The 16,242-nt window shown below is 37.4% G+C and carries 16 protein-coding genes; 1 reads left to right on the top strand and 15 read right to left on the bottom strand.

What is annotated here, in order from left to right; translation table 11 throughout:
• The 10 genes from ENO17_06715 to gabT all read right to left on the bottom strand — a co-directional run.
• The coding region (locus ENO17_06715) for an isocitrate/isopropylmalate dehydrogenase family protein (GenBank protein ID HER24723.1) at positions 1 to 734 on the bottom strand (734 nt) is incomplete at its 3' end.
• A 1-nt stretch (position 735) separates the two neighbouring features.
• Positions 736 to 1,239 (bottom strand): 3-isopropylmalate dehydratase small subunit, encoded by a 504-nt coding sequence (locus ENO17_06710; GenBank protein HER24722.1) that lies wholly within the window; start codon positions 1,237 to 1,239, stop codon positions 736 to 738.
• Positions 1,236 to 2,495, bottom strand: a complete 1,260-nt coding sequence (locus tag ENO17_06705) for a 3-isopropylmalate dehydratase large subunit (GenBank protein HER24721.1) — start codon at positions 2,493 to 2,495, stop codon at positions 1,236 to 1,238. The genes ENO17_06710 and ENO17_06705 overlap by 4 nt, the downstream gene beginning before the upstream one ends.
• A gap of 94 nt (positions 2,496 to 2,589) precedes the next feature.
• Positions 2,590 to 3,120, bottom strand: a complete 531-nt coding sequence (locus tag ENO17_06700) for an HD domain-containing protein (GenBank protein ID HER24720.1) — start codon at positions 3,118 to 3,120, stop codon at positions 2,590 to 2,592.
• A gap of 11 nt (positions 3,121 to 3,131) precedes the next feature.
• Positions 3,132 to 3,461 carry a DUF4387 domain-containing protein gene (locus tag ENO17_06695; GenBank protein HER24719.1) on the bottom strand — a complete coding sequence of 110 codons (330 nt, stop codon included), beginning with the start codon at positions 3,459 to 3,461 and terminating at the stop codon, positions 3,132 to 3,134.
• Positions 3,462 to 3,494: 33 nt separating this feature from the next.
• Complete coding sequence (locus ENO17_06690) at positions 3,495 to 4,853, bottom strand: acyclic terpene utilization AtuA family protein (GenBank protein HER24718.1); 1,359 nt, start codon at positions 4,851 to 4,853, stop codon at positions 3,495 to 3,497.
• Positions 4,854 to 4,946: 93 nt separating this feature from the next.
• On the bottom strand, positions 4,947 to 5,639 hold the full coding sequence (locus ENO17_06685) for a FadR family transcriptional regulator (GenBank protein HER24717.1): 693 nt from the start codon (positions 5,637 to 5,639) through the stop codon (positions 4,947 to 4,949).
• A 205-nt stretch (positions 5,640 to 5,844) separates the two neighbouring features.
• Positions 5,845 to 6,642 (bottom strand): IclR family transcriptional regulator, encoded by a 798-nt coding sequence (locus ENO17_06680; protein HER24716.1) that lies wholly within the window; start codon positions 6,640 to 6,642, stop codon positions 5,845 to 5,847.
• A 60-nt stretch (positions 6,643 to 6,702) separates the two neighbouring features.
• Complete coding sequence (locus tag ENO17_06675) at positions 6,703 to 7,419, bottom strand: M20 family peptidase (GenBank protein ID HER24715.1); 717 nt, start codon at positions 7,417 to 7,419, stop codon at positions 6,703 to 6,705.
• A 278-nt stretch (positions 7,420 to 7,697) separates the two neighbouring features.
• Entirely contained in the window at positions 7,698 to 9,002 is a 1,305-nt protein-coding gene (gene gabT / locus ENO17_06670; protein HER24714.1) for a 4-aminobutyrate--2-oxoglutarate transaminase, read from the bottom strand.
• Between the two features lie 257 nt (positions 9,003 to 9,259).
• On the opposite strand from gabT, the gene ENO17_06665 reads away from it, so the two are divergent.
• Entirely contained in the window at positions 9,260 to 9,664 is a 405-nt protein-coding gene (locus ENO17_06665) for a helix-turn-helix domain-containing protein (protein HER24713.1), read from the top strand.
• A gap of 107 nt (positions 9,665 to 9,771) precedes the next feature.
• On the opposite strand, the gene ENO17_06660 is transcribed toward ENO17_06665, so the two are convergent.
• From ENO17_06660 to ENO17_06640, 5 genes are all read right to left on the bottom strand, one after another.
• Positions 9,772 to 11,610, bottom strand: a complete 1,839-nt coding sequence (locus ENO17_06660; protein HER24712.1) for a phosphoenolpyruvate carboxykinase (GTP) — start codon at positions 11,608 to 11,610, stop codon at positions 9,772 to 9,774.
• Between the two features lie 82 nt (positions 11,611 to 11,692).
• Positions 11,693 to 13,075: an allantoinase AllB gene (locus ENO17_06655; protein ID HER24711.1), complete on the bottom strand. Its 1,383-nt coding sequence runs from the start codon at positions 13,073 to 13,075 to the stop codon at positions 11,693 to 11,695.
• Between the two features lie 142 nt (positions 13,076 to 13,217).
• The gene (locus tag ENO17_06650; GenBank protein HER24710.1) at positions 13,218 to 13,889 is read right to left on the bottom strand and encodes an Asp/Glu/hydantoin racemase; all 672 of its coding nucleotides are present in this window, start codon (positions 13,887 to 13,889) and stop codon (positions 13,218 to 13,220) included.
• Positions 13,890 to 13,921: 32 nt separating this feature from the next.
• Entirely contained in the window at positions 13,922 to 15,853 is a 1,932-nt protein-coding gene (locus ENO17_06645) for a hypothetical protein (protein ID HER24709.1), read from the bottom strand.
• Positions 15,846 to 16,100, bottom strand: a complete 255-nt coding sequence (locus tag ENO17_06640; protein ID HER24708.1) for a hypothetical protein — start codon at positions 16,098 to 16,100, stop codon at positions 15,846 to 15,848. The genes ENO17_06645 and ENO17_06640 overlap by 8 nt, the downstream gene beginning before the upstream one ends.
• Positions 16,101 to 16,242: the final 142 nt, after the last annotated feature.

The raw sequence follows: 16,242 nt of genomic DNA, 5'->3' as shown, positions 1-16,242 counted from the left end.
GCATCTACATTGGTCTCCCAAAGTTCGATTCCAGGATATTCTTGCGCAATTTTACGAGCCTCTCTTATCATTAATCCACTGGTTTCTCTGATTACATTTGGTTTCTCAATTACCGTAACTGAACTTCTATTATACTTCTTGGCATATTCAAAACCCTGACGGATAATAGATTGACAGGCTTTCCGAGTAAAGATCCTGCAAGATAAAGCAATATCTTCTAAAGGGATGTCTTTAAATCTTTTCATCTTGGGATGACTTTCTACCAGAGAATCCATTACCTTTTGGGGTAGAGGATGAAACTCTACTCCACTGTACAATCCTTCGGTATTTTCCCTAAAAACCACCAAATCTATATCATCACGATAATTGAGAGGGTTTCCTTTATAAGCTTTACAGGGACGTAAGTTCGTATGTAACTTAAATTCCTGACGTAATCTTACAATTGGGCTCGAATAAACATACCCTTTTTCTTTGAGTTCGGGGGCAAGTTCCTTTTTTGCTTCTTCTTTAGGTTTGGAAGTTATCGCTCCAAAGAGACAACAATCTGTATCTTGGAGAATTTTTATAGTCCTGTCAGGTAAAGGATTTCCTTCTTTTTTCCAAAATTCCCAACCCACATCGCCAGGCAAATATTCTGCATCAAGTTTAAGTTCATCTAATACAATTTTTGCTGCTTCCATTACATCATTTCCGATTCCATCACCCGGTAACCAGGCTATCTTATATTTCGCCATTTTATTCTCCCTTCTCCATTTTCAATAATTTTTTAGTGTGAGGAATAAGTCCCCCATCTGTAAGAATCCCTAATACCAATTCCGGCAAAGGAGGAAAATTAAGAACTCCCTCTTTGCACAACAATTTTCCTCTTTCAAAATCAATTTCAATTAATTCACCTGAAGATATATTCTCCACTGCTTCTTTGCTTTGAATCACGGGAAGTCCCTGATTAATAGCATTCCGAAAAAATATTCTGGAGAATGATTGGGCTACAACAGCTCCCACTCCCGCATATTTTAGACAGGTAGCGGCTTGTTCCCGGGAACTGCCACAACCAAAATTCTTTCCCGCTACAATAATATCGTCCTTTTCAACTTCTTTGACAAACTTCGAATCAAGGTCTTCCAGGGCATGGAGTGCCATCTCTTTAGGATCGGAAATAGTATAAGTATATTTACCCGGAAAGATAATATCGGTATTTACATCATCACCATATTTCCATACTCTCCCTTTAATATTCACTTTAAATCCCCTCCTATATCGGTAATCTCACCACAAAGGGAAGAAATGGCCACAATAGCCGGACTGGCTAAATAAATCTCTGCCTCTTTACATCCCATTCTTCCCTTAAAATTTCTATTGGCAGTACTCAAACAAACTTCTCCGGGAGCTAAAGCCCCCTCATGGGCTCCCAAACAAGGGCCACATCCTGGATTCATGATTACCGCTCCGCTTTTGATTAATCCCTGAAGAATTCCTAATTCCATCGCCTGGGCAAAGATCTCCATTGAAGCAGGAAAGATTAAAAGTCTGACTCCCTTAGCAATTTTTTTACCATTAAGAATTTTACTGGCAACTTTTAGATCTTCCAATCTTCCATTGGTACAGGTTCCGATTAATGCCTGGTCAATTTTAGTTCCCGCCACCTTCGCTACCGATTTTACATTATCTACGGTATGAGGGCAGGCAATTTGAGGTTCCAAATCACTTATATCGTAATTCATAATTTTCTCATAGTCGGCATCAGCATCTGATTTTATTATTTGGTATTTTTTATTGGTCCTTGAAGCAAGCCATTGTATCGTTTTTTCGTCTGGTTCTACATAGCCGATCTTTGCTCCCATCTCCACTGCCATATTGCATAGAGTCATTCTGCCCCCCATATCCATTTCCTCAATTACTTTTCCGCAAAACTCTACTGCTTTATACAATGTACCGTCCGCACTTAAATTCCCAATAATGTAGAGGATAATATCTTTAGGATATATTCCGGAAGGTATTTTTCCTTCAATATTTATCTTGATAGTCTCCGGTACTCTAAGCCAGATTTCATCTGTTGCCCAGATGGAAGCCACTTCGCTTCTTCCAATCCCGGTGGAAAAAGCACCAAATGCTCCGTAGGTGGTAGTATGGGAATCCGCTCCCAATATGAGAGTTCCGGGAACGACGTGTCCTTTTTCGGGAAGAACCTGATGACAGACTCCGGTATTAATATCATAAAATTGTTCGATCTTCTGTTCCCGAACAAATTCTCTTATCTCTTTATGATTAGAAGCATATTTTTCTGTTGCGGCCGGGATACAATGATCCAGAGGAATGATTATCTTCTCCGGATGTTTTACTTTATCAATCCCAATTTGTTTGAATTTTTTAGCTATAGCGGCCGAATTATCATGAGACATGACTATATCCGGAGAAACAGTTACAATTTCTCCGCTAACTACATTTTTTTTACCCGATTTAAGGGCTAATACTTTCTCTGCAAAAGTCTTACCCATATCTTCCTCCTTAATATAAAGAACCTTTTTCTATAAATATTCTTTACTGAATAAAAGTATATTTTTATTTACCAACAGGTTTTGGTATTAAAGCTTATTTAAACTGTTCGAAGTTAGTAAAATCGGCATGGTGAACAATAATGGCTTCCGGAGTTCGCTGGGAACGATCTCCCTCCCAGGAATGAGAAGCAATAATGTGTATTACCTCCGGAGGAATGTCCAGACCGTAACAAAGACCTACTCCGGATATGGGGTGGCGAACTAACTTCCCTAAATTACTGGGTATAAATTTTCCATTTTTCTCCCTGTATTCTACCAATTTCCCAATATCGTGAAGCAGTGCTCCGGCAACAAGATAATTCTTATTTATTTTTACTTTATCTTTATAAATACTTTGAAGGGCTTCCGCTGCACTCGCGGAAACACTGACTACTCCCCTAATATGCTCAATCATATTACAAGGACAAGGGTCAATCAACAAAGTAAAAGGCATTCTTTGAAGGTCTTTCATTTCCCAGCCTCCGTTCGTAAGAGCTATCTCCCAGACTTTCAAAACCTTCTCTTTTAAATCTAAATCTTTAATTAAATCAAATTCTGGAATATATTTTAATAAATCTTCTCTCATTTTTTTCCTCCTTATTCCTCATAAGGTATTTTAATCTCTAAAAGCGGAGCATGTTGTTGAGCACCGTATACATCGGTCTCCCCGATGCTTCCTGAATCTACTTGCCTTACAATAGTAGCTTTTATGGCATTAGCTGGATCAAACTCTACAAAATGAAGCACCTTCTCAAGGGGAATATGATAAAGTTGCGCAATAAGCTCTTTAGTAATTACCTTGGTTTCCTTAACTTTTTGGTAAGTTTCTTTATCTTTAAAAATTATATCAAAGGTCAACTCAAAAGGACCGGCATTTTTACTTCTTATCACTTTTACTAAATCTATAATAGGAACTTCTTTAGCCATTTATGTATTCTCCTTTTTAAACTTATTATTATTTCAAATTTCTACCATTTCTATGGGAAAAAGCTCGTCGGGATCATCAACTTCTACCAAGTGATGAATATTAAATCTATACACCGCTCCGGTAGGTATATCCGATGGAGCATAGGGAAAAGCTAAATTACCCGCGGTTGCAATACGGCCTTTATAAGAATAATGCATTAAAGTAGAACGAGCAAAGGCGCAAATAGTGTTGGCCAGCCCCTGGTCTTTGGCTACGACTTCCAAAATAAGGCAAAGCTCATGAGAGGTAATCTCTTTTTGAGGCTCTAATTCTCCCATGACACCGTTCTTTCCATAAACATGGAAGATTAATCGATAATTTTGGTAAGGAATGCTATTAAAATAAGAGGCAACTGTTTTACGAACATGCTCTTCGCACTCATTGATTTGTTTAATCATAATTGGATCTCTTACCCCGGCAATAGATATAGTTCGATAAGCTACCTTACTTACCCCCTCTAATTTTATCTGAATAGTTTCGCTCCTCTTTAGTTTGGAACCTGATACCCGTACTGCTCTTTCATTATATTGCTCGAATTTACATCTCGTAACATCAACCATTCCTTCCGGGCCAATAATATGAAGTGGACTTGACTTTTCATATAGAGTATGGGCTGCTACCGTGCTGGGGATACATTTTCGTAGAGCATTAGTAGGTTCTACTATAAAACAATCCTCTCTTAGATATCCCATCATACAATCAGAAGTAGTTCCGGGTGTAGATGCCATGGCTCCACATTCTAAAATCTTTCCCAGGTGTAAAGCCAGTCCGGGATCATATCCTTCCTTAATGGGGAGGGCGGCAAACATAGCCGGGTCATTGGAGCGACCAGCAATAATCACCTCTGCCCCCATCTCTAAAGCCTTTATATGAGAATGTACCCCCATTACTGCCACAATTCGGATTGCCTCCTCTATATCTTTATAAGTTATTTCCGGCACAGGACCCAAAGGTTTTATCTTCCCTTGAGCCAGCTTTTTTTGAAGATAATCTTTTTCAACTTCTGCGTGAATCAAGGCCATCTTAAAGTGTAGATTTTTCTCTTTGGCAATTTCCTTTATTATTTCAACAGTCCAATTAAGATGAACCTCAGCACCTGAACCCCCGGCAGAACCGATAATAACCGGTATTTTATTTTTACAACCCGCTGTTAACATAAAAGTTAGATCTTTTTTAGTCGCTTCCTTGCTTACAATGCCCACGCCTGCACCTAATTTGTGGGGACCACCGTCTGTTGAGCCGGCATCAGCAGCAATGACATGGGGTTTTTTTTCTAAACCCTTCTGAAAAGATTCTGCTGGGAAACCATATCCCAACATTCCTACGGGTGATAGAACTCTTATCTCTTTCATAGTCTAATCTCCTCATTTTTACTGGATAATATTCTTAAAAATCTTGATCTTTATTCACCATTTCCCATTATTAAAATAATTTTCTGCCTAACTTTATATATTTGCTAATACTTCTCTCACCTTTCTCAGATGTTCCAGCATAGCTTCTCCTGCTTTTTCAGGTTCATGTTCTTTGACAGCCTGCAGTATTTTTTGGTGTTCCCGCCATCGTTCTTCCCGCCTTCCGGGAATTTGCTGAGTCTTTTCTCGTGTATCTTTTAATAAATCCAAGTGTAATTTTATTATATTAACAAAAACAAAATTATGAGAAGCACTCGCGACAGCTAAATGGAAATCTGTATCCGATTCTGTTTTTAAATCATCTTCTAAACTACCCTCTCCGTTCATTTTGTTCAAAGCTTTCTCAATTGATTCGATATCTTCGACGGTAGCCCTTTGGGCAGCCAGTGTGACAATTTTTACTTCAAATATTTCTCTTGCTTCTAATAACTCTAAAATAGAAGATTTTTCCAAACTTAACAGAATATTTTCTGTATCGTTAGGATCACTTTTTCTTATATCTCGAATAAATCTTCCTCCACCTGGTTTACTTTTTATTAATCCTCTCGACTCTAAAACTCGGAAAGCTTCCCTTAGAGAGCCTCTGCTTATAGATAATTTTTCAGCTAGCTCTCTCTCGGGAGGAAGCTTATCTCCCGGTTTCAATTCATTATTTTTAATTAACGCTACAATCTGATCTAATACGCTTTCATATAAACGAATAGGAGCAATTGCTTTAAATTCCATACTGACCTCTTTTGCTAAATGATTGGGTAATTGGGTGACCCAATTTACTATTTTAAATATACCACAAGTTGTTAAAAAAATCCCTCTTTTTTATGAAATTTTCTAATATTTTTAAAGTAGTAAGGGGGTTATTTCAGGTAAAATTAAAAACTCAAGTAGATAATTTGGGGGAGTAACAAAAAATAGTTGATCATCTTGTTTTTTTCTATACACTCTTAAAAGATATTTCTTTAGCGACTTTCAGGAGCTCTCTCTTCCATAAATCTATTTTATCTAAAGTAAAACGTATAGTAGGACCACTAATACTGATGGCTGTCGAAACTTCATTAATAGCATCCACTATCGGAGCCGCTACACATCTTATTCCCGGAGTACATTCTTCATCATCAATAGCAAATCCTTCAATCTTCACCTTATCTAAGGTCTGACTTAGTTCAGAAATATTTAAATCAATAGAACATTTATCCATATTATATAGCTGGTCAATTTTTTTTGAAGGAAGATGTGCTAATAATACTTTTCCCAAAGCAGTTAGATGTGCGGGAAACTTTTTGCCTATTTCGATATTCGATCTTAAAAGTTCATAGCTATCTGCTTTAGCAATATAAACTATATTAGCTCCGTCTAAAACTGCTAAACTTACACTTTCTTTGGTAAAATCACGTAAATTCTCTAAGAAGGGCATTGATTTTTTTATAATATCTGCTTCATTGTGGGAAACCAAAAAAGCCTTATTGAGAAAAGCGTAACCTAATTTATACTTTAAATTTAACGGATTTTGTTCAATGTAATTTTCATATTTTAAAGTACTGAGTAATCGATAAGTCGTACTAACACCTAAATTCAATACCTTATTTATCTCGGTTATACTTAATTCTTGCCTTGATTCCGAAAATAAATCCAAAATTTTTAAGCTTTTAATAACCGATTTTATGTAATAACCTTTTTTGTCTTTCATGGTATGAACCTTTTCCATCAATTCATTCAAATAATTCTTTGGCATCTATTATTTTCTCGAATACCTTCGCGAGCATGATAGGGTACCGGCAAAAACCAAGAATTGCTATTTTTTTTCTGCGCATAATAAGTTAATTAATCCTCCGATAAGTACTTTGGTGATCTCTGTTGCACTTTCCAAATCTACATATTCCTCCGGGGAGTGGACATTGTCTCCGTCCGCACCAATGATTATAGTGGGGAGATTCGCTCTATTTTTATCTCCTAGATAATTAAAATCCCCTACGCTGACAAAACTACTTAAGACCGGTTTTTGGCCAGATAATTCTTCAAAGGAATTTTCAAATTCCTTCACCAATTTATGTTCCTGTGAGGTAATATAAGATCCATATTCTTTTGCTTCCGGATAAGGGGCATTTCGAAATCCAATTTCGACTTCTGATTTTATATCTAAATTTTTAATAGCCTCTTCGACATCTTTCTTTACTCTCTCTTCGGTTTCGCCTATAACCACCTGCCTATCAGCTAATATTCTACATTTATCAGGAACGGAAAGTGTCTCTCCCCCACCTTCTATCACGAGGACACAGAGAGATCCTTCTCCCAAGAAAGGATGAAATCCTAATTTCATCTTCTGTAACTCTAAAACGATCTTAGAGGCATCGACGACTGCATTTACACCTAAATAGGGCATTGACCCGTGCGCAGCTTTTCTCTTAACCTGAATTTCATATAAATAACGCCCCCTTGCCCCAATAAGTAAACAGGGATTGTGTATATTTTTGGGAGCAAAGGCGGCAGACGGTTCGGTCACGATAGCCATATCACATTTGCTGGTGATCCCGTCTCTAATTAAGGCATCTGTTGTACTATCTCAATAATTCGGTAACTTTTTCTAACTTTTCTTAGGGGGGTCTGATAATAAATCCTCCCGTGCCCTCTTAAGTGGTTATATTCAAATAAGAAGTTTCCTAAATTATAGATAAAATCTTTGATTGAGTCAAATGAATTAGGATAGATGTCTTCTTGTCCTTTAGGATTTCTAAATAGATAAGCCGGGTACAATCATTCTCAAGGGCAGCGACATAAAGGTCTTTTACTTTAAACCTTACCCATTGCCTCCTCCAACACGCCCAAAGCCTCATCTAACTGTTCATCGCTAATCTCGAGTGAAACTAACATTCTAATAAGATTTTTATTGATTCCGGCAGTAGCAATAAATACACCGTTCTTGATACATTCCTGAACGATCAAGGCCGTTTCCTGAACAGCCGGTTCCTTAGTCTTATGGTCTTTTACCAATTCTATAGCTATCATCGCTCCCATCCCCCGAACCTCTCCTATCAGAGGATATTTCTCTTTCATTTGAAAAAATCGTTCTTTTAATCTTCTTCCAATCTTTTGGGCTCGATTTAAAAGGTGCTCTTCTTCAACAATCTTTAGCACTTCCAGAGCTGCCCGGCAGGCTATCGGATTACCTACATAAGTTCCGCCAATACATCCTCCGGGGAGAGTATCGGTAATTTCTTTTTTCGCAATCACTGCCGAAAGGGGCAGGCCGGCAGCCAAAGATTTAGCTAAACAGATTATATCCGGTTCTATATCCCAATTTTCTATTGCAAAAAATTTTCCGGTTCGACCTATCCCAGTCTGAATCTCATCGGTTATAAATAACATGCCGTATTTATCGGTCAGTTCTCTCAAATATTCCAAAAATCCTTCCTGAGGGACATTAAATCCTCCTTCTCCCTGGATAGGCTCGATAACAATAGCAGCAACAGATTCAGGGGTTACCGTATTTAGCAGATTTTTTTCAAAATCTTTCATATTAGTCATGGGATAAGAAGAACTGGGGAAAGGGAGCCGGTATATCTCTGGGGCAAAGGGTCCGAAGTGATATTTATAGGGCATCGCCTTATGAGTCATGGTCATGGTCAGGAGTGTACGGCCGTGAAAGGCGTTTTCGAAAACGATAATAGCCGGTCTTTTGGTATGAGCCCGGGCAATCTTTACCGCATTTTCTACCGCCTCTGCACCGGAGTTGAAAAAAGCCGCTGCTTTGGGAGTATTTCCAGGAGCTAACTCTACTAATTTCTCAGCCAGTTCTACCAGTGATTCATAGGGTATGGCAGTGAAATCGGTATGTAGATATTTTTCTGCCTGATCCTTAATAGCTTCTACTACTCTTATATGGGTATGTCCTACGGCCAGACATCCCCATCCACCAGTAAGGTCAATAAATTGATTACCGTCTACGTCAGTCACCAAGGCCCCCTCACCGTGAGCAATATAGCAGGGAGAAAGGGAACTCCCCATAGGTTTTGCGACATATTTTTCTCTCCTTTTAGCAATTTCCTGAGACTTGGGTCCTGGTAAGTTGGTTTTAAGGGAAATGAACTTATTCATTTAATAAAATCTCCTTTAATTTAAAATTTAAATTAAATAGTATAATTTTGATTCTTCCCTGTTTTTTAATTTTTCCTTATTGTGAATATATTATTCATAATGCAGAAATTCGGTCACTATTTTTATACTTACGACATGGTTTTCTGATATCCTTCTTTTTTTTAAAAAATATTTCAAATTAGTGGTTACTTTACGGTTGACTAGTAGCCTGAAGAGTTTTAAAATACCAAGTAAATATTCTACGTAAAGGCACGATTATGGGAGAAGAAAAAAGAAGATGTAATAAAATAACCACTTTTTCGCAGAGAAAACTATTGATAGAGACCTATCTTAAAACTGGCAATATTACTCAATCCAGCCGCAAAGCTGGGGTCGCTATTAATACCTTTCGAAGATGGTACCCACGTTACTTAGAAAACGGATTAGAGGGAATTAGAAAAACAAAAAAGTCTACTCAAAAAGATTTAGGAAGCATCAATAAAAAGTATAAGGATAGAATAATATACTTAAAAAAGAAACATCCTTTATGGGGTAGACGAACTATAGCTTTGATTATCTGTCGGGAAAATAACGACAAAAAAATAATTAGCCCAAGCGGAGTACAGAAAATTTTAAAAAAGGCAGGTTTGTGGGAGAAAGAGAAAAAAAGTCAAGATAAATAATTAATTGCATTACAATAAATAAGGAGGTAATAGATGAATTCACCCCCTTGTTTAGTCTATTCTTCTGCAATTGTTTTTAGAATAACAAATTTTATTACTCATTAATTTTATTTATCTAAAAATTGAAAAGGAGAAATTATTTCTTCTCCGTATTTTTTCTTCGCTGATTTTAATCTCTCGGTCTGTGCCCTTAACTCTTCAGTAAAGGCAGCGGGCATTTCGATATTTTCAAAAATCTTAGTCATCCTTTCCATTTTTTCCAGATATTTTACTACCCTTAGGGAAAACTGTTGAAGATATTCGGCCTTGGTATAATCTTTTCCCAGTTCGCGAACAAACAATATTTTTAAATCCTCATATTTGGGTATTCGTCCGATTGGAGTTTCGACGGCTTCTAATTCATCGTGCACTCTTCCTTCAGCCCAGAGAAGCCATACTTTCTTATCGAGCTTGCTATTTAAATAATAGCCGGATTCGTCTTTTAAGAAATAATTAGTGGTATAAATTTTAGGAACTTTCTTAAGCCCCTCGGCAAATTTTAGATGATTTTCTATATATATTCCCAAGGGTACCGAAATAAAGTCGAGGTTAGCCATCGGATTATATTTCCTCACTCCTCGAGCACCAAGGGTTGCGGCAGTGGTTTCGGATTCAACGGTAGCTCCCAAAAAAACACCATGCGCCCAGGTAAGTGATTCCACAATGGGAATAGTCGTATCAGAATCCCTTCCCCCATAAAAAATAGCTTTTATTGGTACCCCTTCAGGGTCATTGGCCTTGGGATCAATATTTTTTAGCTCCTTTAATCTAAGGGTATATCTTGCATTCTTATGGGAACAAGGAATTTCCTTGCCCTGGCTATCTTTTTTACCTTTGAACCACTCGCCTGAAAAATTAATTCCCTTATCCGGTATGTCTTTTTTCATCCCTTCCCAGTAAGGGCTTTGGTTATTGATCAAGACATTAGAAAAAATAATTTCACCCGGTGTAATTAAAGCCTGATAGATCACCGGATCATCTTCCGCATTTACACTATGGATGATGCCAAATATCCCTGATTCCATATTGACCGCCTTGATTACCCGGTCAATTTTTTTAAGATAAGCAATATCATCACCCACTATGGTCTGACCGGGGATCATGGCGGTACTGGTCTTCCCGCAAGCACTGGGGTAAGCCCCGGTAAAATAGCTTATCCGGTCTTTTGGTCCATGAACACCCATGATAAACATGTGTTCCGCCAACCACCCTTCTTCGTTGGCCTTTTTAATTGCTAATCTGAAAGCCAATTTCTTTAATCCTAAAGAGTTACCAGCATACTGATTATTAACCGAGTATACTCTATTTTCTTCGAGGTCAATATAAATCCTCCGTTTATCTATATCTGTGCTTACATTATTTTCTAATCTTCCGGCAGAGTGAAGGAAGAAAAAGAAATCGGGGGAACCATTAAGTTTTTTAAATTCTTCATACCCTTGCCGATAGAGAAGGTCTTCACTATGGGCAACATAAGCAGAATCAGTTATCTGCAGGGCTTTTAAGGAAAATACCGAAGCAGTGGGACCGAGAGAAAAAAATCTTACCAACATCTCCTTTCCGGCCATACTACCATCCAAGTAAGAAACTATTTCTTTAAGGCCTTTACCTTTTTCTATCGAATTAATATTGGTACCCCAATCTACCTCTCGGGATAATAAATATCTGGTATTGACTTTGTCTCTGCCTTGATCATAATAGCCATCAAAATGAATAGTATGACCTTCCATCTTTAATGTCTTTTCTTCTCCATTCCTTAGAGCTAATTCTCTTACATAGTCAATATCTTCTTTCGAATCGGTTATAACGGTTACTTTCGCCGGTTTACAGAGTTGAATGGCTTCTTCTACTGCTTTTATAGCCTTTTCGTTATTCAGTTCTGCTAATTTCCTTAAATTAATTTTATCCATAGATTTCCCCCCACTTAACTCTCAATATAATTAAAGAAATTCAGGTGTAATTGAGAACACACCCTTATCATAATCCAAATCACTAATTTCTGCTTACTTTTATAATTTCCCCATATCCCGGAGAAATGGTTATTTTCCCTTTATCAAAGACCACTGTTCCTCTGACTACAGTCTTTTCCGGTTTTCCGTAAACTTCCCATCCGTCATATACTAAGGCACTATCTCTACATTTAGTAAACATCTTATCTTTACAAATAATATCTTTCTTATCAGGGTCAAATATCACAAAATCCGCATCAGAGCCCACAGTAATCGTTCCTTTTCTGGGATATAAACCAAATATTCTTGCCGGATTTTCACAGATAAGTTCAACCATTTTATCTAATTTAATTTTCCCTTCCTTTACCGCAGTAAAAAGCAAGGGCAATCTGGTTGACAACCCTGGGAATCCCGCAGGAGGAGTAAAGATATCTTCACTTCCCTTTTCTTTTTCCTCTTTAGTATAAGGTGCGTGGTCACTTCCGATAATATCTATACTTCCATCTCTTACAAATTCCCACATTTTCAGTCTTTCTTCTTCACCTCTTAGGGGAGGGTTGCATTTGGCAAATACCCCTACTTTATTAAGGGCATTCTCATTAAGAAACAAATAGTGAGGACAGGTTTCTGCTACAACATATACTCCTTTAGATTTTGCTCTATTTACTAATTCTACAACCCCCGGTGTAGTAATATGACAAATTTCTACTTTTGCGCCAATTTTTTCAGCAAAGAGTAAAATCTTTGCTGCTGTCTCAATCTCGACAACTGGCGGACGAGACCTCCCGTGATATATGGGGGATATTTTTCCTTCACTTCTTAAGCGTGCAATATTTTTATTAACCATATCATTATTTTCTGTATGAAAACCAATCATTACTCCAGTCTGAGCAACTTTTTCCATCAGCTCATACTGGTCGCCGGTATTTGGTGCAGTAAGCCCTACAAACTCCTCTTTTCTTCCGGGAGGCGCTTCATGTAAAAAGGTTTTAAAAGCAACTATACCAGATTTAGCACAAGAGATTACATCATCTATACAATCCGTTCCTGCCGCTCCAAAAAAAGCTATATCGACGACAGCCTCCTGGTCTGCGATGTTCATTCTTCTTTTCACTATTTCTGGGGAATGTGGAGGTGGAAGAGAGATAGGCATTTCAATTACGGTAGTAACCCCACCCAAAGCAGCATCTTTTGTGCCGCTTTCAAAGGTCTCTCTTTCATCATGCCCGGGAGCCCTGATATGAACATGGGGGTCTATGGTTCCCGGCAGAACCATTTTGCCTCTTGCATCAATAACTTTTTCTGCCTCTAATTTTTCTTTACTGATGGTAGTAATTATTCCGTCCTTTATTCCAACATAACAATCTATCATCCTACCCTCAATAAATACCTTGTCTGACTTGATTACGAGATCAAGCTTTTTCATAGTTTATCCTCCGGATATTACTTCTTCAATATCTTTATCAACCAACACATTTCTAATTTCATTTTAAACTATTATAGCAGGAAAAATAAGAAAAAATTAAATGGTTATGACCCCTACCATAGTTTTTTCGCAATATATTTATTTATAAATATTTGCCCACTTTGCTTGTTGATGCTCCGTATCTGATAAGTGATTCTATTAACATCAATGCGCTAACTACTCCATCAATAACCGGAACTTCAATTATTTTTTCAATCTCTTTATCCATTCCAGCCATCCCTGCACATCCCAGGATAAGGACTTCTGCTCTATCCTCTTTTACTGCCTTTTCTCCTTCTTGAATAAGCTTTTCTCTTTTCTCTTTATCATTGGCAACTACTCCCAATCCGGTAGTTCTAATAGATGCACACCTATTCTCCAGACCATATTTTTTTACTAAATCCTCTTTTTGAGGAATTTTTTTTCTTTTTAAAGAAAGTATACTAAATTTATGCCCTAAAGGCAAAGCCAAGAGCATGGAAGCTTCTCCGATACCTATAACTGGTTTATCCGTCAATTCCCTCAGTAAGTCCACACCTATATCACTATGACAGGCAATAATAAATCCATCATATTTTTCTTTCCATTTTTGAAATCTTTCCAATAAATATTTTTCAGAAATAGCAGCATCATGATAACTTTCTATACCGGTGGGGGCTTCTTTAATCGATATAACCTTTACTTCTGTATCTGGTAAAGCATACTCTTGGCAAATTTTTTCAATACCCTCGGTTACTTCAGATGAGCTATTAGGATTGATACACAATATTTTCAAAATAAACCTCCTGTGAAAAAATATAGTATTACTTATTTGTCAATTAACTTACCCTGTTTTGCTATCTTTTCAGCAACATCTTCTAATCCGAGTTTCTCCAAACCTGTCCTGGTCTGCATCCCCGTTGTTTTATCCCATCCCCAAAGTTTATAAAATTCATCAAGCATCCCATTGTATTTATTTTCCTCTATTTTAAAACCTTTATAAGGTCCGGATTTTACTTCCTCCTCCCGAAACCTCTGGGGTGGAAGATCATCTTTGCGAGACATATCAGTGTGTAATGTGTTAAATGCTTTTTCAATATTTCTGCCTATGACTGCATAATGGTTCATCAGCTCATCTTCAGTCAAATCAAGACCCATTCCAGCATTAATAAGCTCTGCAAAATCTGCTATGGTAAGAAAATTAGCACCAGACCAGGTTCCTACGTAATTACAGATACCCAGGTTATCTTCTAATTCTTTCGTTTTTCCCTGCCATACTACTCCACTTGCTTGATTTTCGTAATTAATTACATTAAAATTACTAGGTCTCGGTTTAGGACCATATCTATTGCCTCCCATAGTTGCTCCTCTTAAATGTCTCCCCGCCACAGGCGAGGTAGATACAGCCAACGCCCAGCCCTTGGTAACACGAAAAGGTTCAATTGAAGGCTGGCCTTTTACTTGAATAAGATAATATTCTGAATGATGACCGATCTTTTTTGCCGCTTCTAACATGCCATCAGCTAATAAATCTCCAATTCCTTCTCGATAAGCCAGCTTTTTAATCAATTTATTTAAGGCATCTCCATTCCCCCAGGTCAATTCTAAACCCTCTGTATCTTCCTTATTTATAATGCCTTTTTCATATAATTCAAAAACCCAGGATAACCCAGCTGCCACATAATCACCGTCTAATCCTAATTCATTGGTAAGCAACCAGGACTCTACCACCGATTCAGGATCTGAAATATCAAAGCGGCAAGCATGTCCCATAATGGTATTAATCCAAAAACCCTCCCCTTTATTACCTTTATATTTTCCTTTATTTATTTCCATATAAGGCATGCATCCAGTAGGACAGGAATAACAAGCACGTACTCCTTTTTGCATATTAGGGACACCTGTTTTAAAATTCATTAACCTGACTCTATTTTCCTTCTCCCATTGATCATCTTGTCCATTTTTAACCACAATATTAGTATCCCATCCTTTCCATTCAGGATCGGAATATAGATTCAATGGGGCTTTCTGCATCATTTTCGTATTAGGTTCATTCTTACACTGCTGGTAGCATTTCGCTACTGTTCTCATAAATCTTTCCGGTTCATCAACTTCAATTTTTCCATGCCCTCGAACGACAATCGCTTTAAGTTTTTTATCTCCCATAACGCAGCCCACTCCCGAGCCACCTGCAGCTTTTGCGGTATCGATAATAATTGCAGAGCCTCTAACCCGATTTTCTCCGGCTGGTCCGATGGCAGCAATTTTTAGGTCATTATCACCCAGTCTTTCCCGTAATATTTTTTCTGTTTCAAAAACAGTTTTACCCCATATTAAATTAGCGTCTCTAATCTCAATTTGGTTATCATTTATAAATAAATAAACTGGTTTTTCTGATTTACCGATAATAATTATATTATCATATCCAACATATTTTAATTCTGCCCCCCAGAAACCTCCGACATTGGCTGAACCTTTTCCTCCGCTAAATACATTGATGGTGGAAACATCTACCCTGCAAGCACCAGGAGCCATTGTTCCCACTAAAGACCCTACTCCAAAACAGAGAAGATTCTCCGGATCATACCATTTTATTTTAGGCTCTATCTCATTAATCATAATAAGGGAATTAATCCCTCTGCCGCCTAATGTTTTTTCAGCATAACTTTTAGTATCTTCAGTCCATATTTTCTTATTCGATAAATCTACCCGTAAAATTTTACCGGCAAGGCAGCCTTTAATGCTTCCTTTTTTAATCATATTCTCTTGCCTCTTTTATCGCTTGAAGTGCTCCATAAATACAGTATTTGACACATAAAGGCTCTTTCTCGTTGATACATTGATCACAGGATATATCCTTGCGCCATTTTATGGTGCCATCTTGAGGATTGCGAGTTACATATATACTGCTACGATCTGGCCAGAAGGTTTTAGTGTGGTGAAAGGAACAGATTAATTGGCAAGTTTTACAAGCATAGCATAAATTACTATTTCTAATGATCTTCATAATTTTTCCTTTAAAAAACCAGATAAAGGATTGATATACTACCATACTAATATTGCTAATAATAAATGATAATTCCATATATTAGTTTTATATCGAGTAAAAATTTTTAAAATAATCGTTAATAACAAATTTTTTAAAATTG

The organism is Candidatus Atribacteria bacterium (assembly GCA_011056645.1).
GTDB classification, from domain to species: Bacteria; Atribacterota; Phoenicimicrobiia; order Phoenicimicrobiales; family Phoenicimicrobiaceae; genus Sediminicultor; species Sediminicultor quartus.
This window is presented reverse-complemented; position numbering and strand designations above follow the sequence as displayed.